We start from the raw sequence: 20,442 nt of genomic DNA, 5'->3' as shown, positions 1-20,442 counted from the left end.
GAGAGTCCGCCGCCATGTACGAGTTGTCCCGGGTCCGCCTCTACTCCATCGGGCCCGCCGGTGCGCGCTACGCCGACACCGTGCTCGACCTGCGCGGGGTCGGGGCACCCGTACCCCGTCCCGCGCCTGCCCAGGCGGAGTTCTTCGAGGACGAACCGGTCGGCCCGCCACGGCGCCCGGCGCCCGCGGGCGTACTCTTCCTGGAGAACGGCGGCGGCAAGTCCGTCCTGCTCAAGCTGATCTTCTCGGTGATGCTGCCGGGGCACCGCAACACCCTGGGCGGTGCCAGCTCCGGTGTGCTGCGAAAGTTCCTCCTCGCCGACGACTGCGGGCACGTCGCCCTGGAGTGGCAGCACACGCTCACCGGTGAATGCGTGGTCGTCGGCAAGGTCAGCGAATGGCGCGGCCGTCAGGTCTCCAACGACCCCCGCAAGTTCGCCGAGGCCTGGTACTCCTTCCGCCCCGGTCCCGGGCTCGGCCTCGACAGCCTCCCGGTCGCCGAGGCCACCTCGGTGGGCCGCCCCGCGGAAGGCGTCTCGGGAGCCCGGGGCAGGCGTCGTACGATGAAGGGCTTCCGCGACGCCCTCATGGACGCGGGCAAGTTCTACCAGCACCTCGACGTGCACTGGGAAGAGATCCACGACCGGTGGAACGAACACCTCGGTGACCTCGGACTCGACCCTGAACTCTTCCGCTACCAGCGCGAGATGAACGCCGACGAGGGCGAGGCGGCCGGTCTCTTCGCGGTCAAGAAGGACTCCGACTTCACCGACCTGCTGCTGCGGGCCGTGACGGACACCCGCGACACCGACGGCCTGGCCGACCTCGTCAGCGGATTCGGCAACAAGCTGGGCCGCCGCGCCGAGCTCACCGCCGAGCGCGAATTCACCGCCGGATCCGTCGACCTGCTGGGCCGGATCGTCGAAGCCACCGCCACCCGGTCCCGCAGCCGCGACGTCCACGCCGGTGCCGAGCGCCGCACCCGCACCCTCGCCCGCCGGCTCTCCGCCCGCGCCGCCGAGGAACGCGGCCGCACCGCCGAGCTCGCCCAGCAGGTCACGGCGACCGCCCACACCGTCACGGAGGCCGAGGCCGCCCGCGGCCGGCGCGCCCTGATCGCGGCGGAGCTCGCCTACCGGCACGCGTCGCTGGCGCTGACCGCCGCGGAGAAGGGCGCGGCCGCCCAGCGCCGCGAACTGGGCGACGCCCGGACCCTGCACGCCGCCTGGCAGGCGGCCGAAGCGGTCCTGCGCCACCGCGCGTCCGCCGACCGGTCCGCCAGGGTCGCCGTGGCGATCCGGGAGGCCGAACGCGACGCCGCCCCCGCCCTCGCCGCCCGCGCCACGGCCGCCGCCGATCTCGTACGCGCCCTGCACACCGCCGCCGAGGCGGGCGAGCGGGTGGCCGACGAGGAGGAGGAGCGCTCCGCGACGCTCCAGTCCACCGGTGAGACCGCGCACCGCGACGCCACCACCGCGGCCACCGAGGCCCAGCGCGCCCGCAGCGAAGCCGGTCACCTGCGCCAGCGCCTCGCCGAGGTCGAGCAGGAGACCGCCGAAGCCGTACGGGCCGGCTGGCTCGACGACACCGCGCCGGACGCAGACCCGGCCCGTGCCGCCCTCGCCGCCAACGACGCCGAGAAGGCGGCGGTCGCCGCCTGGGACACCGCACGCGAGGCCGCCCGCGCCACCGCCGACCACGCCCGCGAAGCAGCGGCGGCGGAGAGCCGCACCGAGCTCGCCGCGGCCCGCGCCGCCGACGGCGCACAGGCCGCCGAGCAGTCCTACGAGGCCGAGCGCAGGGCCGCCGAGTCCATCGCCGCCGACCACCGCCTCGCCGACCTGCTGGGGCTCCCGGCCGCGTCCGGCGCCGGCGTTCCCCGCCCCCGCCGCGCAGCCGCCGTGACGGACGGCAGCGGGCACGAGGCGGCCGGCGGCGACACCCAGTCCCTCACCGCCGAGGAGTTCGACAGCAGCGCCGACGAACTGCGCGAGCTCCTCGACCAGGGCATCGCCTCGGCCGAACGCAGGCTCTTCGACCTGCGTACCGCCGCTGCCGACGACGCGCGCATCCTCGGGGCGCTCGGCGACGGGGGACTGCTGCCGCCCGGTCCCGACGTCCTCGCCACCGTCGAGTACCTCGGTGAGCACGGCATTCCGGCGCTGCCCGGCTGGCGCTATCTCGCCCAGGCCGTCGACCCCGCCGACCACGCCGCAGTCCTCGTCGCACGTCCCGAGCTCGTCGACGGCGTCGTCATCACCGACCCGGACGCCCACACCCGCGCCCGGGAGGTCCTCGGCAGCGCCGCCCTGCTGCCCCGCTCGGCCGTGGCCGTCGGCACCACCGCGGCCCTCCTCGCCCCCGTCCCGGCACCCGGCGCGGGCGGTGCGGGCGAGGTGTTCCTCGTCCCGCCGAACCCGGCGATGCACGACGAACACGCCGCCGACGAGGAACGGCAGGCGCTCAGGGCCCGTGCCGCCGCGCGCGACGAGGACATCAGGACGCTCGCGGCCCGGCTCACCGGCGACCGATCCCTCGCCGCCCGCATCGGCTCCTGGCGCACCGACTGCCCGCCCGGCATGCTCATCGAGCTCGGCGAAGCGGCCCGTACCTCCCGGGCCGCCGCCGAAACGGCCGAGGCCGCACTCGCCGAGGCCCGCACCGTCCGCGCCGAGGCCGACGAGGCCGCCGCCGACGCCGCGCGCGTCCGGGACGAGCGCCAGGAAGCCGCCCAGCGCGCCCGCCGCGCGGCGGACGCCCTCGCCGGTCTCGCACACCGGCTCAGGGACCGGGCGGCCTGGCAGGCCCGGCTGCGTGAACTGACCGACGAGGCCGCCGAGTCCGAGGCACGGGCCACGGTCTGCCTGGAGCGGGCCCGCGCCGCGGACGAGGACCGCCGGGCCGCCCAGCGGGCCGCCGACGACGCCCACCGCACGGCCCGTGCCCTGCGTGCCGAACGCGCCGAGATCGCCGGCGCCCCGGAAACGCTCCCGGAACCCCCCGCCGGCACCGTCCGCACCTCCCTCCCCGCCCTGCGCGAGGCCTACCGGGCCGCTTCCCAGCTGTACGAGAAGGTGGGGGTCGGCGCCGACCTGCGCGCCGAGCAGGCCCGCGCCGAGAGCGACGAGAGCGCCGCACTGGCGGAGCTCGACCGCCTCACCAACAAGGTCCGTACGCGCGCCGCCCAGCTCCTCGAAGGCACCGACGGCTCCGACGGCCCCTCCCGGCAGGCAGCGGCGGCCCGCGCCGAATCCCTCGTCCAGCTCCTGGAAACCCGCGCGTCCACGGCCAGCGAGCAACTCGGCCGACTGCGCGGCGAGGCGGAACGGCTCGCGCCCACCGACGACGAACCCCACCACACCGAACTGCCCGCCGACCTGGCCCCGGCCGACGCGGAGCAGGCCCAGATCCTGCTCCGTACGGCGACGGCCGAACTCGCCTCTGCCACCGGGGCCCTGGACACCGCCCGTTCCGCGCACGCCGACCTGCTGCGCGCCCACCGATCCGCCGAGGAGTCGGTGAGCGGCTTCGAGGAGACCGCCGCGCTCCTGCGCGACCTGCTCAGGGACCAGGGGACGGACGACGAGACCGAGGCCCCCGACCCCTACCCCGGCACCCTCGACGAGGCCCGCGGGTCCGCCGCCGACGCCCGGCGCTCACTGCGCGGCTGCGCCACCGACCTGTCGGCGGCCGAGGGGGCCGTACGGGAAGCGAGCGACGTGCTCGTACGGCACGCCAACTCCAACCGCTACGAACAGGTCCGCACCCCGGCCAGGCAGCAGATCCGAGAACTCCCGGCGGCGGCCCTGCCCGACCACGCCGAGAAGTGGGCCACGGCATTCGCCCCCCGGCTCCGGGTGCTCACCGACGAGCTCGCCCAGCTGGAGCGCAACCGCGACTCCATCGTCGACCGGCTGAGGGGTCTCGTGGAGTCGGCCCTCACCACCCTTCGCTCCGCACAACGGCTCTCCCAGCTCCCCGAAGGGCTCGGCGAGTGGTCCGGCCAGGAATTCCTCCGGATCCGCTTCGAGGAGCCCGACCAGGCCACCCTCACCGAGCGGCTCGGCGAGGTCGTCGACGAGGCCACCCACGCGGCCCTCAAGAAGAACTCCGACCTGCGCAGGGACGGGATGTCCCTGCTGCTGCGCGGAGTGCAGGCGGCGCTGGAGCCCAAGGGCATCGCCGTGGAGATCCTCAAGCCGGACGCGGTGCTCCGCGCGGAGCGCGTCCCGGTCGGGCAGATGGGCGACGTCTTCTCCGGCGGTCAGCTGCTCACCGCCGCGATCGCGCTGTACTGCACCATGGCGGCCCTGCGCAGCAACGACCGTGGCCGGGACCGGCACCGCCACGCCGGCACGCTCTTCCTCGACAACCCCATCGGCCGTGCCAACGCCACATACCTGCTGGAACTCCAGCGCGCCGTCTCCGACGCGCTGGGAGTCCAGCTGCTCTACACGACCGGGCTGTTCGACACGACGGCGCTCGCAGAGTTCCCGCTGGTCATCCGCCTCCGTAATGACGCGGACCTGCGGGCCGGACTCAAGTACATCAGCGTGGAGGAGCACCTGAGGCCGGGGCTGCCGCAGCAGGACCCGGAGGGTGAGACCGTCCACGGAGAGATCACGGCGACCCGCATGTTCAAGCGGAGCGGTACGGCTCCCGATGCCGCGGGCGGACTGCCTGTCCCGGAGATGCGCGGGGAGACGACCCTGCGCCGTCGGCCGGTGACCGGCCCGCCGGAGGCAGGACAGCCCGGGCGGGGCGGACCCCGGGCCGCCGACCGGTAGCCGGACGCCCGCCGGAGCCCCGTGGCCGCCGGGCCGCGGTGCGAGGTCCGCCCCGGTGAGCACTCCGGAGCGCAGGTGATCAGGCTCGGGAGAGCCCACCCGCGCCCCGGCGCCGTATCCGGGAGTCCCTGCGCGCCTGCGCCCTGGCGGCACGCCGCGCCGAACGCCGCTCGCGCCGCATTCGGCGCGCCGTGCTGCTCGGCACCGAGACCACGCCGTTGCGCTGGTTCCACACCTGCCGGGTCACCCACACATCCAGCACGGACCAGGTGGCGACCACCGTGCCCGCCACGCCGCTGAGCACCATCGGGAAAGCCAGCCACGACCCCGTGAGGGTGCACAGAAAAGCCACCATGGCCTGAATGACCGTCAGCGACATGATGATGACGGCGCGCACGGCGGCCGTCCGCACCGGATCCGGCATCCTTCGGCGGAGCGCGGGCTCCTCCACCCACAGCTGCCGAGGGATTTTCACTCCGCCCGTCGGCGCCGTCGTCGCGGCTGCCGCCACCGACGCCGTGCCCCGACGCTCATCCGTTTCCAAGGACCTTCAACTCCCCACCGCTGTCCGACTCATGGGTGGCTGCCCGGCTTGCGCCCGTTCTACGCCGGCGGAGCCTTTCGCCCTGCCGCGCACGCCCCCGTCATGTTTTCTGCCCCGTACATCAGGACGAATGCCGACGCCCGAAGATTCCCGCCGAACGTCCTCAACAAGCCCCGGAAAGTCACGGAGCGGAGAGTTCCAGCCAACCGCCTCATGCGGGTATACGACATGGTGCCGGGGCCGCTCTGTGGCTTTCGTGAATTTCCTCTCAGGGAATACCGGGACAACTGGTGATCAGCTCCGGGAAGAGCGGCCGAAAATCGTCCGGACAGGCCTTCGAGTTGTCCGTAAGTCAGTAGTAAGCTCACGCCGTTTGTTGACGGAACACCGACGGAACACCGACCGGCTTCCGGGCGGGCCGACGCCGGAACACCGGACAACACCGAGACAACCACCCCCGCGGTACGGGGTCGAGCTGGGGGAGGCCATGCGCTTTCGCGGGAAGTCCATCCGCAGGAAGATCGTGGCGTTGCTCCTGGTGCCGCTCGTCTCTCTCACGGGACTGTGGGTGTTCGCCACCTACGTCACCGGCCGTGAAGCCGGCCAGTTGCTGGACGCGAGCGCCATCATGGACACGGTCGGCCACCCGCTCGAGGACACCGTCCGGGCCGTACAGGCCGAACGGCGTCAGACGCTCGTCTTCCTCGCCGACCCCCGGGCCTCCGACGCCCTGCCTCTCCTGCGCCGCCAACGCGCGGTCACCGACAGGGTCGTGGCCGACGTCAGACGCAGCGCACAGCGCAAGGACGTCCGCGAAGCGCTGGGCCAGGACTCGCAGACACAGCTCGACTCCATCCTCGGCGAAGTCGACGGTCTGTACGCCCTGCGCGACTCCGTCGAGAAGCGCGCCATCGACCGGACCAGGGCCCTCGACTTCTACAACGGACTCGTCGACCCCTGCTACCGCTTCCTGAACGGTCTGCACACGATGGAGAACGTGTCGATCGACAAACAGATGCGGGCACTGGTCGGTATTTCCCGCGCCCGCGAAATGCTCTCCCGCGAGGACGCGCTCATCGCCTCCGGACTCGTCGCGGGCCGCCTCGGCGCCCCCGAACTCCGGGTCGTCTCCGACCTCGCCACCCGCCGCAAGGTCCTGTACGAGGTCAACCTGGAGCTCCTTCCGGCCTCCGAGCGCAGGCGGATGGAGCAGTACTGGAACAGCCCCGACACCGAGGCGCTGCGCACGACCGAACAGAAGCTCATCGCCACCGGGCCGTTCAGGAAGCCGGGCACCGTCGACGCGGCACGCTGGCAGGAAGTGGCCCCGCCGGTCCTGGAACATCTCGCCAACGACAGCACCGAGATGTCCAACCGCTTCCAGGACCGCGCCGAGCCCGCCGGCTACCGGGTCCTGATCCGGGCCGGAGTCGCCGGCGTCCTCGGTTTCGTCGCCCTGCTCCTGTCGGTCTTCGTCTCCGTCCGGGTGGGCCGCGACCTCGTCCGGGACCTCTCGCGGCTGCGCAAGGACGCCCACGAGGTGTCCGGGGTGCGGCTGCCCAGCGTGATGCGGCGACTGGCCGCCGGAGAACAGGTCGACGTCGAGACCGAGGCCCCGCACCTCCAGTACGAGAGGGACGAGATCGGCCAGGTCGGCCAGGCGCTCAACACCCTCCAGCGGGCCGCCGTCGAGGCAGCGGTCAAGCAGGCGGACATGCGCCGCGGCGTCTCCGAGGTCTTCGTCAACCTCGCCCGCCGCAACCAGGTGCTCCTGCACCGTCAGCTCACGCTCCTGGACACCATGGAGCGCCGTACCGAGAACAGCGACGAACTCGCCGACCTCTTCCGCCTCGACCACCTCACCACCCGCATGCGCCGCCACGCGGAAGGTCTCGTGATCCTCTCCGGGGCCGCCCCGTCCAGGCAGTGGCGCAAGCCCATCCAGCTGATGGACGTGGTGCGGGCGGCGGTCGCCGAGGTGGAGGACTACGAACGCGTCGAGGTCCGCCGGCTGGCCCGGATCGGTGTGGGCGGCCCCGCCGTGGCCGACCTCACCCACCTGATCGCCGAACTGCTGGAGAACGCCACGGTGTTCTCGCCCCCGCACACAGCGGTCCAGGTGCACGGCGAACGCGTGGCCAACGGCTTCACGCTCGAAATACACGACCGCGGACTCGGCATGGCACCGGAGATCCTCCTGGACGCCAACCTGCGGCTCGCCGAGACACCCGACTTCGAGCTCTCCGACACCGACCGGCTAGGCCTCTTCGTGGTCAGCCGGCTCGCCCAGCGGCAGAACGTCCGGGTGTCGCTGCAGACCTCGCCGTACGGAGGGACGACCGCGGTCGTCTTCATCCCGGCACAGCTGCTCACCGACGCGCCCGACACGCACGGCACCGGCTTCCGTCTCGACCGCCGGGCCGAGAAGGCGATCGGCGGCAGCCGGCCGGGCAGCAGCGTCCCCGGCAGCGACAAGGCCCGCAGGGACGGCATCGCGGACATACCCGGCAGGCCGTCGGGGCTCTCCCCGGTGCCCACCGGACTCACCGACCCGTCCGTCCTGAACGGTCCGGTCGAACTCGAAGGCCCGGTGGGGCCACTGGAACTCACCGACGACCCGGCGCTCGACCGGGACCTCGATCCGGCGCTCGGCCCCGTTCTCGACGGCGTGTCCGACCTGGAGGACACCGAGAGCGAGCGGGGCGGCATCTTCCGGGCCCGCGAGCTGCGCCGGAGCATCGACCACGAGCAGCACCAGCAGGCCGCCGACCCGCCCGAAGGACGCACGGCGGACGTCCGCCCGATGCGCCCGGCCCCGCTGCCCCGGCGCAAGCCGCCGACGCTCGTCACCGACCGGGGCCGCAGGGTCGGCGAGGCGGGCGGCTCCCACTCAGTGCCCTCCGCGGGACCGGCGTCGGAGCCCCCAGGCGACTCCGGACCCTTCCCGGCGGGCCCGCGCGGGGACGACTTCCCCGCCTCCTCGGCAGCCGGGGCCCCGACGCCCTTCCCCTCGCAGCGCAGGTCCACCTCCCGGCCGTCCACACCGGACACCGTGGGCGGCCTGCCGCGCAGGGTCCGGCAGGCCAGCCTCGCCCCACAGCTCCGGGAGGACTCCGCAGGGCGGACTCCCGGCCACGTCCCCGCGGACACCGACGACGACCTCGAACGTGACGCGGACGAAGTACGCAATCGCATGGCTTCGCTTCAACGCGGCTGGCAGCGCGGCCGTCGGCAGAACGCCGAGGACGTGACCGGCCCCGGCGAGACAGCACCAGGAACCACTCCGGGAGGGGACGGTCGATGACCGCACCGAAGGCCGCAGCACGCAACGCCTCACGCCAGGGCTCCGGCGAACTCAATTGGCTCCTCGACGAACTGGTCGAGCGCGTCGCGAGCATCACCAAGGCGCTGGTGCTCTCCAGCGACGGCCTCGCCACCGGCACGTCCCAGGACCTGTCCCGTGAGGACAGCGAACACCTGGCGGCCGTGGCCTCCGGTTTCCACAGCCTCGCCAAGGGCGTGGGCCGCCACTTCGACGCGGGCAAGGTCCGGCAGACCGTCGTCGAGCTCGACGAGGCCTTCCTCTTCGTCACGGCGGCCGGCGACGGCAGCTGTCTCGCCGTCCTGGCCGACTCCGACTCGGACGTCGGGCAGGTGGCGTACGAGATGACCCTCATGGTGAAGCGGGTGGGCGCCCACCTGGCCAACGCCCCCCGGACGACCGGTATGCCCGCCGGAGGGTGAGGGGATGGCATGAGCGCCGACTCCGTCCGGGACACCACCCCCGGAGCCCCGCACGCTCCCGCCGATGCGGGTTCCTCGCGCTGGTACGACGCCGAAGCGGGCCCTGTGGTCCGTCCCTACGCGATGACCCGGGGGCGTACGAGCAGTGCGTCCCGCCACCGACTCGACCTGATCGCGATCGTCGTCCCCGAACCCGCGGCCGACGATCCCGGCCGGGACCAGACGCTCTCCCCGGAACACGTGGAGATCGTCGAACTGTGCAGCGACGTGCCCCAGTCCATCGCCGAGCTCGCCTCAGGACTGGACCTCCCCGTCGGGGTGGTCCGTGTGCTGGTCGCTGACCTCGTCGAGGACGAACTGGTGCACGTCACCCGTCCCGTTCCGCCGGCCGAGCTGCCGGACGTGAACATTCTTCGCGAGGTGATCAATGGCCTTCGGGCGCTCTAGCCGCAGCAAGCGGCCCGTTGAGCCCGTTACCCTGAAAATCCTGGTGGCGGGAGGCTTCGGCGTGGGCAAGACGACCCTGGTGGGGGCGGTCAGTGAGATCAGACCGCTGCGCACCGAGGAGAGACTGAGCGAGGCGGGCCGTCCCGTGGACGACATCGCCGGAGTCGAGGGCAAGAACACCACCACGGTGGCGATGGACTTCGGGCGGATCACCCTGCGCGAGGATCTGGTGCTCTACCTGTTCGGAACACCCGGCCAGGACCGCTTCTGGTTCCTCTGGGACGAGCTGGCCCAGGGCGCGCTGGGGGCGGTCGTGCTCGCGGACACCCGCAGGCTGGAGGACTGTTTCGCGGCGGTCGACTACTTCGAGCGCCGCGGGATCCCGTTCGCCGTCGCGGTCAACCTCTTCGAGGGAGCCGAGGAGTTCCCCACCGGGACGGTGCAGGCGGCGCTCGACCTCGATCCCGAGGTACCGGTACTGCTCTGCGACGCGCGCGACCGCTCGTCGGTACGGGACGTGCTCGTAGCGGTCGTAGAGCACGCCCTGGCGCGTGCCGACCGGAGCCGGGAGCCCGCGAGGACCTGAGACCGGGAGACAGCACCCGGACGCCGCCCGTACCCCCGCCGACCGGGGTACGGGCCGCGTCCGGTTGCGGCCTGCGACAGCCGGGGGAAAAGTCCTCACCCGCTGTGACGGGCCGTCAAGCCCGTGCGCGGCGCCGGGTCACCGGGGGTTCTCGGCGAGCCACTCGGCCGCCGTCCGGGCCAGCTCCCGGTCCCGTCCCGCGAGCATCATCCGGATCATCCGCACATCGCCGCGCAGCGACCACGCGGGGTGCCCGAACGTCGCCGGGTTGTTCTTCTCGATGAGGAAGTGCGCCGGCCACGCGGCCCCGTAACCGATCAGCGGCAGTGCCGCGGCGTACCGTTTCCGGCCGCGCGCCAGGCCGTACGCGGTGACCGCGAGACCCGTCAGCGTTCCGGTCAGATGGACCCACCTGGTCGCCGTCCTGGAGTGCATGGCGACGTAGTAGGGCCAGAACTCTTCGTACGAATCGAACGTCTGCTGAGACATGGAGGCACCGTAATGGCTCGACCGGCAACCGGACAGCGCAGTTCCGCGTCCGATAAGAAGAACGGGCGGCCGGAGCCCACGGGGGTGGTCCCGGTCGCCCGTTCACCGCGCGGGCGGGCGGTCAGTGTCCGGCGACGGAGCGCCGGGCCACCGGGAAGTCGAAATAGGTGTCCGGGAAGACTTCGGGCCTGTAGGTGAAGTGCCACCACTCCTCGGCCAGATTCACGAAACCGAGACCGGTGAGCGTCTCCTTGAGGAACTGCCGGTTCGCCCGCCGCACCCCCAGCACCCGTGGGTCGTCCGTGTGCGACAGGGTGTCGAAACAGTCGTACCCCGTACCCATGTCCACCGAATTGTCCGGGAAGCGCTGGTCCTCCGGCGCGTAGCACGCCGTCAGCTCCTCACCCGGCACGTACGGCCTGGTCGGCAGGGCAGGCAGCTTCACCAGCGTCAGGTCGACCGTGCTTCCCCGGCTGTGACCGGACTTCTCCGCGATGTAACCGTCCTCGAACAGACGCGTCTTGTCGACGAGCGGATAGAACTCGTCCTTCATGGTCTGGTCGTCGAGATCCTTCGCCCACCGCACGAAGTGGTCCACCGCCCGCTGCGGCCGGTAGCAGTCGTAGACCTTGAGCGAGTAGCCCTGGCGCAGGAGACGCCGCTGCGCGGTACGCAGCGCGAGGGCCGCGGGACGGGTCAGGATGCACACGGGCTGCCGGTATCCGTCCACCGCCTCACCCATGAAGGTGTGCGCGGTGGTGTACCGCATCTCCGTGATGATCGTCGGATCGACGGAGCGTAGGTCGACGAACTGCCGAGGAGCCTTCGGTTCGGGCCGGGCCTGCGCCGCCGGCGAGGCGGCGGTCACGAGGAGCAGGGTGGCGGCAGTGGTGGCCAGGGTGCGGAGCGCGAGAGCGATTCCTGTCATGGGCACATCGTCTATCAGGTCCGGGGCCGCAGGAGAAGAGCGATCGGATACAGTCCGCCCGTGAAGGACTCCCACTGCGGCGACTGCGGAGCCCCCTACTCCGTCGGCCCGCCCGCACCCACGGCCTGGCCACGCACCTGCGCCTCCTGCGGGCACACCGCCCACCGCAACCCCCTGCCCGTCGCCGTCGCCCTGCTGCCCGTCACCGGCCGGGACGGCACCGGACTCGTCGTCATCACCCGCACCGTCCCTCCGCGGACGGGCGGCATCGCCCTCCCCGGCGGGTACGTCGACCACACCGAGGACTGGCGCCACGCGGTCGTCCGCGAACTGCGCGAGGAGACCGGCATCAGGGCCGAGGAGACGGACGTACGGCTCGCCGACGCCCTCAGCTCCCCGGACGGCCACCTCCTCCTCTTCGGCCTGCTCCCGCCGCGCCCCGCAGAAGACCTCCCGCCCTCCACACCCACCGACGAGACGTCGGGACACCACGTGCTGCGCGTTCCCGGCGAACTGGCCTTTCCCCTGCACACCCAGGCCGTACGCGACTGGTTCGCCGGCCGCTACCGCTGACCCGGCAGCCCCCGCACCCGTACCGGATACGTCACCCGGTCCTCCTCACCGTCCCGCTCGACCACCACACGCCCGTCCGCGACCCGCGACGTGTACCGCTCGACCTCCGCCGTCGCCCACCCGTCGCCCGCGTCCCTGACGACGAGCCCGCCCCCGCCGCGGCCCACCGCCGGAGCCCACACCTCCAGTTCGATACTCCCGTCCGCACCCCGCACCGGAAGCACGGCACCCGCCCGCGCCAGCACCGGAATCCGGGACAGCGGCGCGTCCACCAGCACCTGCCCCGGACCCTCGTACGCCTTCCCGGTCGCGGTGTCGTACCAGCGCCCCCGTGGCAGCCGCACCGCCCTGCGGTCCGCCCCGTGCTCCATCACCGGAGCCACCAGCAGCGAGTCACCGAGCAGGAACGCGTCCTCGCACTCCCGCAGCGCCCGGTCCGCGGACGCGCCCCACCACATCGGCCGGACATACGGCGCACCCGTCAGCCGGGCGAGCTGCGCCAGCGTCACGAAGTACGGACGCAGCCGCTCCCGCTCCTCCAGCGCCGCCTTCGCGTGCGCGAGCACCTCGGGCCCGAACTCCCACGGCTCCCGCCGCCCCGCGTCGATGGCCGCGTGGGTACGGAACAACGGCAGATACGCCCCCAGCTGGAACCAGCGCAGATACAGCTCTGGCGACGGGAACCCGTCGAAGCCCCCCACGTCCGGACCCGAGTACGGCACCCCGCAGAGCCCGAGCCCCAGCACCAGCGCGAGCGAGGCCCGCAGTCCGGGCCACCCCGTGGCCACGTCACCGGACCAGGTACCCCCGTACCGCTGCATCCCCGCCCAGCCGGAACGGGAGAACAGGAACGGCCGCTCCTCGGGCCGCAGCCGCAGCAGCCCCTCGTAGCCGGCCCGCGCCATCGCGAGCCCGTAGACGTTGTGGGCCTCGCGGTGGTCCCCGCCACGGCCCTCCAACGCGTGCCGGGCCGAACGCGGCAGGGACGGGTCCCCGAACGCCGAGAACGCCACCGGCTCGTTCATGTCGTGCCACACCCCCGAGAAGCCCTGCGCGAGCCGCTCCTCGTACAGCGTCCCCCACCACTCCCGCACCTGCGGATCGGTGAAGTCCGGATAGACGCACTCGCCCGGCCACACCTCACCGAGCACCTGACGGCCCTGCGGATCCCGCACGAACGCCCCCGCCGCGCCGACCCGGCCACCACTGTCGAACAGCGCGTCGCCCGGCGACGCCTTCACCGCCGGATCGACGATCGACACCAGACGCACCCCGTCCTCGCGCAACTCCTCCGCCAGCCCCGGCAGATCGGGGAACCGCTCACGGTCCACGGTGAACACCCGGTGCCCGTCGAAGTGATCGATGTCCAGATGCAGCACCGACAGGGGCAGCCCCCGCTCCCGGTACCCCGCCACGACCCGCCGCACCTGCGCCTCACTGCCGAAACCCCACCGGGCGTGCTGCGGACCCAGCGCCCACGACGGCGGCAGCGCGGGCGCACCGGTCAGCGCCGTCCAGCCCTGCAGCACCCTGGCCGGCGTACCGGCGACCACCCAGCAGCGGAGCGGACCGCCCTCCATCCGCACCTCGCAGGTACCCGGCCGGTCATGACCGGACCCCGCACCCTCCTCACCCTCCCGCAGCGTCACCCGGCCCGACCACGTGTTGTCGTGGAACGCCAGATGGGTCCCCGCGTCCGACACCACCAGCTGCACCGGCATCGTCAGGTACAGCGGATCGTCCCCGGGACCGAAACGACCACCCGGATCCGTGTTCCACAGCCGGTACGTGCCCCCGCGCAGCCGCGGCCCACCGGCCCGCCCGCCCAGCCCGAAGAAACGCGCGTCGGCCGGCACCTCGGACCGCTGTACCCACCGCGCGGCCCCTCCCTCCACCGGCTCCCACCAGCGGGGCGGCAACTCCCTGCGCAGCATCACCCCGCCCGGCGTACGCAGCTCCACCGCCCCGTGCCGCGACACGACCACCGTCAGCCGCTCCGACACCACCTGCCAGCCGCCGTTCTTGCCGGGCTCCAGCCCCGCCCGCGGATCCGGCTCCGGCGCGGCTCCCGGCAGCGCGTACGAGGGCAGCGGCTCCGCACCGTCCCAGGACCAGAACACCGCACCACCGACGGACACACGGATGCGCAACTCCGAACGGGCGAACCTCACGACACCACCGCCCGGCGCGGGCTCGGCACTCACCAGCAGGCCGGGCACCCGCGCCCGCTCCGCACCGCGCGGCGCAAGCGCCCGCGCGTCCGCACGCCGCCGCCGCCAGGCGGAGCGCACCGTGCGCATTCCCCGCACCGAACCGATCATCTTCACCGAACGCACCAGGTCACGACCATCCATGCAGGCCACCCTGCCACCCGGCCGGCCGCGAACAGGGTCCGTTCAGCTTCCGTTCACCTGTGGTCCGACCACACACCGGGACACGCGGACATGGCAGGCCGACCCTGGTGCGAAGGACGATCACGTGGCATCGTCCCTGAATGCCGCTCACGCGCACACCCCAGCACGTGCGCGCGACGCACGCACACCCCGCGTACCCGAAAGGCCAGGGAGCCTCCATGACCTCAGCAGCCGGCGAAGCCCCCCTCTGGCAGCCCGCACCCGAACGCGTCGAAGCCGCGGCCGTCACCCGCTTCCAGCGCTGGGCGGCCGAACGTCACGGAGCACCCGCAGACGGCGGCTACCCGGCGCTGCACCGCTGGTCAGTGGACGAGCTCGACACCTTCTGGCAGGCCGTCGCCGACTGGTTCGACGTGCGCTTCTCCACCCCGTACGACACCGTCCTCGGCGACCGCACCATGCCCGGCGCCCAATGGTTCCCCGGCGCCACCCTCAACTACGCGGAACACGCCCTGCGTACGGCCGAGGACCCGCTGCGCGCCGAGGCCCCGGCCCTGCTGTACGTCGACGAGACGCACACCCAGATTCCCCTCGGCTGGTCCGAACTCCGGCGCCAGGTCGGCTCGCTGGCCGCCGAGCTCCGCGCGCTGGGCGTCACCCCGGGGGACAGGGTCAGCGGCTATCTGCCCAACATCCCGCAGGCGGTCGTCGCCTTCCTCGCCACCGCCGCGGTCGGGGGCGTCTGGACCTCCTGCGCCCCGGACTTCGGCGCACGCAGCGTTCTGGACCGCTTCCAGCAGGTGGAACCCGTCGTCCTGTTCACCGTCGACGGCTACCGCTACGGCGGCAAGGAGCACGACCGCACCGACACCGTGGCCGAGCTCCGACGCGAACTCCCCACCCTGCGCGCTGTCGTCCACATCCCGCTCCTCGGCACGGATGCGCCCGAGGGCGCCCTCGCATGGTCCCAACTCACCGCCGCGGACACCGAACCCGTCTTCGAGCAGGTGTCCTTCGACCACCCCCTGTGGGTCCTCTACTCCTCCGGCACCACCGGACTCCCGAAGGCGATCGTCCAGTCCCAGGGCGGCATCCTCCTGGAACACTTCAAACAGATCGGCCTGCACTGCGATCTCGGCCCCGAGGACCGCTTCTTCTGGTACACCTCCACCGGCTGGATGATGTGGAACTTCCTCGTCTCCGGTCTGCTCACCGGCACCACGGTCGTGCTGTACGACGGCAGCCCCGGCTACCCCGACGTCAGCGCCCAGTGGCGCGTCGCCGAACAGACCGGGGCCACCCTCTTCGGCACCTCGGCGGCCTACGTCATGGCCTGCCGGAAGGCAGGCGTCCACCCGGGCCGCGACCACGACCTCAGTCGCGTCCAGTGCGTCGCCACCACCGGGTCCCCGCTCCCGCCCGACGGCTTCCGCTGGCTCCACGACGAAGTCGCCGAAGACCTCTGGATCGCCTCCGTCAGCGGCGGCACGGACGTCTGCAGCTGCTTCGCCGGGGCGGTGCCGACCCTCCCCGTCCACATCGGCGAACTCCAGGCACCCTGTCTCGGCACCGACCTCCAGGCCTGGGGCCCCGCGGGCGAACCCCTGACCGGCGAGGTCGGCGAGCTCGTCGTCACCAGCCCCCTGCCCTCCATGCCGATCCGCTTCTGGAACGACCCGGACGGCAGCCGCTACCACGACAGCTACTTCGACATGTACCCCGGCGTCTGGCGCCACGGGGACTGGATCACCCTCACCGACCACGGCTCGGTCATCATCCACGGCCGCTCCGACTCCACCCTCAACAGGCAGGGGGTACGGATGGGATCCGCCGACATCTACGAAGCGGTCGAGCGGCTCCCCGAGATCCGCGAGTCCCTCGTCATCGGCGTCGAGGAGCCGGACGGCGGCTACTGGATGCCGCTCTTCGTCCACCTCGCCGAAGGAGCCGTGCTGGACGAAGGCCTCCGCGACAGCATCAAGCGGACCATCCGCGAGCACCTCTCACCCCGCCATGTGCCCGACGAGGTCATCGAAGTTCCCGGCATCCCGCACACCCTCACCGGCAAGCGCATCGAGGTTCCGGTCAAGCGCCTCCTCCAGGGAACAGCCCTGGCCAAGGCGGTCAATCCCGGCTCCATCGACAACCTCGAACTCCTCCACTTCTACGAGGACCTGGCCCGCGAGCGCCGGTGACCCGGTCACGGGGGCTCCACTGTCAGTCCCCTTGATTACTCTGAGTGAGCATCGTTCGGCGGAACACAGCTCGACAGGGCACAGGGGGACTCATGGCGTACACCGGGCAGACCAAGCACACCCGGCACCGTTCCGGGACATCCATGCGACGCGCACTGCGCCGCGAAGCACCCAGCACCGTCGGCCTTCTGGTCGACGCCGAGGACTTCGCGGCGATGCGTCACTACCGGAGCTTCGTCTTCGACGACCACTCCGTCTATCTCCAGCAGGTCGAAGGCCTGCTCAAGACGCTCGCAGCGCAGGGCATGCACACCACGGTCGCCCTCTTCGACCCGGACGACTACGCGGAGTTCTGCACCGAATCCGGCCTCGACCCGCACGAGCGGACCAGCCGCAGCCGCTTCGTCGCCGACATCGCGTCGGCCGGCGCGACCGTGGCGTACACCGGCCAGCCACTCGACAGCCTGATCCCGCTCCTCGTCTCACGAGCGGTCCGCCGCGCCACCTGGGAGTACGCCACGATGCTCCTGGCGGACCTCGGGGACTGCGCCGAATGCGGGCAGGAGATCGGCCGTGCCGCCTTCGACCGGGCCTCCCACCTGCTGACGCGCCTGCTGGAGACGGCGGGACCGGGCGCGCACCACCTGGTCTGCAGCACCCCCACGGAGAACGAACAGCTCATCGCCGTCGTCCACACCGCACGGGACGCCGAGGGACCGGTCCGACTCGCCTCGGCGGAAGGGGCGGAGTTTGTTACCGTGCTCGCGGTGGGCGTCGCACTTGAGACCGGGGGAGGGGTCGTCCTGCGCATCACGGCACCGGACAGCCCGGACCGTGTGCACGGCTGGCGCCTGGTGCGGGGCGGGCTCGTCCCGCTCACGGCGGGCGAGGTCTTCAGCGCCTACTGCACCGACGCCGACACGGGCGAGCCCGTCCCACCCGAGTCCGGGGTCGAGTACCGCGCGGGCTTCGACATCGGTGCGGACGAGCCGGAGGCGCATCACTGACGTGTGGCTGACGTATCGCTGACAAGGCGAAGGGGCTCCCGTCGGCCGGAACCGGCGGGAACCCCTTCATCGCTTCGTCACACCCGGCTGTCCGCCTGAGGCGTCACTCGCCGGACAGCACCGCCTGTGCGGCGACCCGTGCCTCTTCGGCGGAGTCCGACGCACGCGCGGCGGACGCCGCACGCTCGCACTGCGCGAGCGTGTGCTTCGCCAGTGTCGCGCGCACATACGGAATCGACGCCGCACCCATCGAGAGGGAGGTGACACCCAGACCGGTCAGCACGCAGGCGAGCAGAGGATCGGCTGCGGCCTCACCGCAGACACCGCAGCTCTTCCCCTCGGCCCGCGCGGCCTCGGCCGACAGCGCGACGAGATCCAGCAGCGCGGGCTGCCAAGGGTCCTGCAGCCTGGACACGGCACCCACCTGACGGTCGGCGGCGAAGGTGTACTGCGCGAGGTCGTTGGTACCCAGCGAGAGGAACTCCACCTCCTGCAGGATCGAGCGCGCCCTCAGCGCGGCGGACGGAATCTCCACCATCGCACCGAACTTCGCCTGCAGCCCGGCCTCGCGGCAGGCGTCCGCGAACGCCTTGGCGTCGGCACGGTCGGCCACCATCGGGGCCATGACCTCGAGGTAGACGGGCAGCCCCTCGACGGCCTTGGACAGGGCCGTCAGCTGGGTCCGCAGCACATCGGGGTGGTCCAGCAGGCTGCGCAGCCCACGGACACCGAGGGCGGGGTTCGGCTCGTCCGCCGGAGTCAGGAAGTCCAGTGGCTTGTCCGCACCCGCGTCGAGCACCCGCACGACGACGCGTCCCTCGGGGAACGCCTCGAGCACCGCGCGGTACGCCGCGACCTGCTTCTCCTCGGAGGGAGCCTGCTTGCTGTCGTCCAGGAACAGGAATTCCGTACGGAACAGTCCGACACCCTCGGCGCCGGCCTCCAGCGCCGCGGGCACGTCGGCGGGGCCGCCGACATTGGCGAGCAGCGGCACCTTGTGCCCGTCGGACGTGGCACCGGGGCCGGTGGTGGCCGACAGCGCCGCCCGGCGGGCCGCCGCGGCGCTCTCCATCTCGGCGCGCTTCTCCTGGCTCGGCTCGACGAAGATCTCACCGGTGCTGCCGTCCACCGCGACGACGGTGCCCTCGGCGATCTCGCCCGCTCCCGGAAGGGCCACGACAGCGGGCACTCCGAGCGCCCGCGCGAGAATCGCGCTGTGGCTGGTCGGCCCGCCCTCCTCGGTGACGAACCCGAGCACCAGCGTCGGGTCGAGCAGCGCGGTGTCGGCCGGAGCGAGATCGCGGGCGATCAGTACGTACGGCTCGTCGCTGTCCGGTACACCCGGCATGGGAACACCGAGCAGCCGCGCCACGATCCGGTTGCGTACGTCGTCGAGGTCGGCGACACGCCCTGCCAGGTACTCCCCGGCGTTGGCCAGCAACGCCCGGTACGAGGCGAACGCGTCGTACACGGCGCGCTCCGCGGTGCTGCCGACAGCGATGCGGCGATCCACATCGGCCATGAGCTCGGGGTCCTGCGCCATCATGGCCTGGGCCTCGAGGACGTGCTGCGCCTCGCCCCCTGCCAGGTTGCCGCGTGCGATCAGGTCGGCCGCAACAGCTTCCACGGCCTGGCGGGCACGCCCCTGTTCGCGCTCGGCCTCCTCCGCGGGAATCTGTTTGGCGGGCGGCTCCAGCACCGCCGTACCCATGTGCCGAACTTCGCCGATCGCCACTCCGTGGCTCACGCCGACGCCTCGCAGCGTTGTCTCCATGTGACCCGTCTCCGATTGTGCGGCGGCCGTGCCACCGCGATGAATTGCCGACTGGCTGATGCCCCGACTACGGGGCCGAGGGTGTCACTGCCAGCCGAACAGCACGTCGCCGACTTTCACGTCGCCGTCCTCACGCACGTCGGAGAGGGAGTCGGCGGTGGCTTCGAGCGCCACGACCGGACAGATGGCCGACTTGCCGGCCGCCTCGACGGCCGCCGGGTTCCAGCGCACGATGCCCTGGCCGCGGGTCACCGTGTCCCCCTTGTTCACGAGGAGCTCGAAGCCCTCGCCGTTGAGCTGCACGGTGTCGATCCCGAGGTGGGTCAGCACCCCGTGTCCCTGGTCGTCCACGACGACGAAGGCGTGCGGGTGGAGGGAGACGATGATGCCGTCGACCGGCGAGACGGCCTCGGACGGCTCGCGCACAGGGTCGATGGCGGTACCGGGACCCACCATCGCGCCGGAGAAGACCGGGTCGGGAACCGCGGTGAGCCCGATGGCGCGGCCGGCAAGAGGGGACGTCACTGTGGTCATGGGAGCCTCCCAGGGGTGGAGATTCGTATGTCGCCGCCGCGGCGGATGGAGGACGGCGTACTGACCAGCAGCGTAAGTCATATGAAGTCCCGGTTCCGCCCGAGACCTACCGGTTGGCGGACCTAGGGGTGCACCGGAAACGGTTTGCCTCGTCTCACAGCGACCTGTACTGTCGTACTCCTGCCTGGCCCCAACGCGACTTTGAGTCGGGGGTCGGCGGCGACTCTCAAGCCCAGACTGTAACTCTGATCGGCGCACCTGCATGTCTGCAGGACGTGGTCAAGGGAATAGGGAAAGGCCTGATAGAGTCGGACTCGCCGGAAAGGGAAACGCGAGAGCGAAGAACTGGAAAGCGAGAAAAAGAATTCTCTTGCTTCGCAAGGGTCCCGCTTCGACCGGGAATCGGACACGAAAGAGTCTGATAGAGTCGGAAACGCAAGAACGAAGGGAAGCGCCCGGAGGGCCCCGGTGAAACGGGAC

14 protein-coding genes are annotated in these 20,442 nt (G+C 72.0%); 8 read left to right on the top strand and 6 right to left on the bottom strand.

Translation table 11 applies throughout. The features are described 5' to 3' along the window. The first annotated feature begins 14 nt into the window (after positions 1-14). Complete coding sequence (locus ACFWVP_RS33145; protein ID WP_384501703.1) at positions 15-4,787, top strand: hypothetical protein; 4,773 nt, start codon at positions 15-17, stop codon at positions 4,785-4,787. Between the two features lie 79 nt (positions 4,788-4,866). Here ACFWVP_RS33145 and ACFWVP_RS33140 read toward each other — a convergent pair whose 3' ends face one another. Further along, entirely contained in the window at positions 4,867-5,298 is a 432-nt protein-coding gene (locus ACFWVP_RS33140) for a hypothetical protein (protein ID WP_384501716.1), read from the bottom strand. A gap of 520 nt (positions 5,299-5,818) precedes the next feature. Between ACFWVP_RS33140 and ACFWVP_RS33135 the strand changes: the two genes are divergently transcribed. The 4 genes from ACFWVP_RS33135 to ACFWVP_RS33120 are packed head-to-tail and all read left to right on the top strand — an operon-like array spanning position 5,819 to position 10,108. After that, positions 5,819-8,635, top strand: a complete 2,817-nt coding sequence (locus ACFWVP_RS33135; protein ID WP_384501702.1) for a nitrate- and nitrite sensing domain-containing protein — start codon at positions 5,819-5,821, stop codon at positions 8,633-8,635. Next, the gene (locus ACFWVP_RS33130; protein ID WP_384501701.1) at positions 8,632-9,075 is read left to right on the top strand and encodes a roadblock/LC7 domain-containing protein; all 444 of its coding nucleotides are present in this window, start codon (positions 8,632-8,634) and stop codon (positions 9,073-9,075) included. Before ACFWVP_RS33135 ends, ACFWVP_RS33130 begins: the two co-directional genes overlap by 4 nt. A gap of 9 nt (positions 9,076-9,084) precedes the next feature. Beyond that, positions 9,085-9,522: a DUF742 domain-containing protein gene (locus ACFWVP_RS33125; RefSeq protein ID WP_384501700.1), complete on the top strand. Its 438-nt coding sequence runs from the start codon at positions 9,085-9,087 to the stop codon at positions 9,520-9,522. After that, positions 9,503-10,108, top strand: a complete 606-nt coding sequence (locus ACFWVP_RS33120) for an ATP/GTP-binding protein (protein WP_384501699.1) — start codon at positions 9,503-9,505, stop codon at positions 10,106-10,108. Before ACFWVP_RS33125 ends, ACFWVP_RS33120 begins: the two co-directional genes overlap by 20 nt. A 138-nt stretch (positions 10,109-10,246) precedes the next feature. Here ACFWVP_RS33120 and ACFWVP_RS33115 read toward each other — a convergent pair whose 3' ends face one another. Together ACFWVP_RS33115 and ACFWVP_RS33110 are read right to left on the bottom strand one after the other, a co-directional pair. Further along, complete coding sequence (locus tag ACFWVP_RS33115) at positions 10,247-10,597, bottom strand: Mpo1-like protein (protein ID WP_384501698.1); 351 nt, start codon at positions 10,595-10,597, stop codon at positions 10,247-10,249. A gap of 121 nt (positions 10,598-10,718) precedes the next feature. Further along, positions 10,719-11,525, bottom strand: a complete 807-nt coding sequence (locus ACFWVP_RS33110) for a M15 family metallopeptidase (protein ID WP_384501697.1) — start codon at positions 11,523-11,525, stop codon at positions 10,719-10,721. Between the two features lie 60 nt (positions 11,526-11,585). Between ACFWVP_RS33110 and ACFWVP_RS33105 the strand changes: the two genes are divergently transcribed. Next, a complete protein-coding gene (locus ACFWVP_RS33105) occupies positions 11,586-12,098 on the top strand; it encodes an NUDIX domain-containing protein (protein WP_384501696.1) in 513 nt (170 codons plus the stop codon). Here the strand turns inward: ACFWVP_RS33105 and ACFWVP_RS33100 are convergent. Continuing rightward, on the bottom strand, positions 12,089-14,452 hold the full coding sequence (locus ACFWVP_RS33100; protein WP_384501695.1) for a glycoside hydrolase family 31 protein: 2,364 nt from the start codon (positions 14,450-14,452) through the stop codon (positions 12,089-12,091). The two genes, ACFWVP_RS33105 and ACFWVP_RS33100, sit on opposite strands and share 10 nt — an antisense overlap. A 218-nt stretch (positions 14,453-14,670) precedes the next feature. Between ACFWVP_RS33100 and ACFWVP_RS33095 the strand changes: the two genes are divergently transcribed. Both ACFWVP_RS33095 and ACFWVP_RS33090 read left to right on the top strand, forming a co-directional pair. Next, positions 14,671-16,647, top strand: a complete 1,977-nt coding sequence (locus ACFWVP_RS33095; protein ID WP_384501694.1) for an acetoacetate--CoA ligase — start codon at positions 14,671-14,673, stop codon at positions 16,645-16,647. Between the two features lie 92 nt (positions 16,648-16,739). Then, complete coding sequence (locus ACFWVP_RS33090; protein ID WP_384501693.1) at positions 16,740-17,654, top strand: hypothetical protein; 915 nt, start codon at positions 16,740-16,742, stop codon at positions 17,652-17,654. 103 nt (positions 17,655-17,757) lie between these two features. Here the strand turns inward: ACFWVP_RS33090 and ptsP are convergent, their stop codons facing one another. Then, positions 17,758-19,428 carry a phosphoenolpyruvate--protein phosphotransferase gene (gene ptsP, locus ACFWVP_RS33085; protein ID WP_384501692.1) on the bottom strand — a complete coding sequence of 557 codons (1,671 nt, stop codon included), beginning with the start codon at positions 19,426-19,428 and terminating at the stop codon, positions 17,758-17,760. Positions 19,429-19,512: 84 nt separating this feature from the next. Next, a complete protein-coding gene (locus tag ACFWVP_RS33080; RefSeq protein WP_056787396.1) occupies positions 19,513-19,962 on the bottom strand; it encodes a PTS glucose transporter subunit IIA in 450 nt (149 codons plus the stop codon). Positions 19,963-20,442: the final 480 nt, after the last annotated feature.

This window comes from Streptomyces sp. NPDC058637 (genome assembly GCF_042717325.1).
GTDB lineage: Bacteria > Actinomycetota > Actinomycetes > Streptomycetales > Streptomycetaceae > Streptomyces.
Note: the sequence above shows the minus strand (reverse complement) of the source record. Positions and strands in the feature narration are given on the sequence as shown.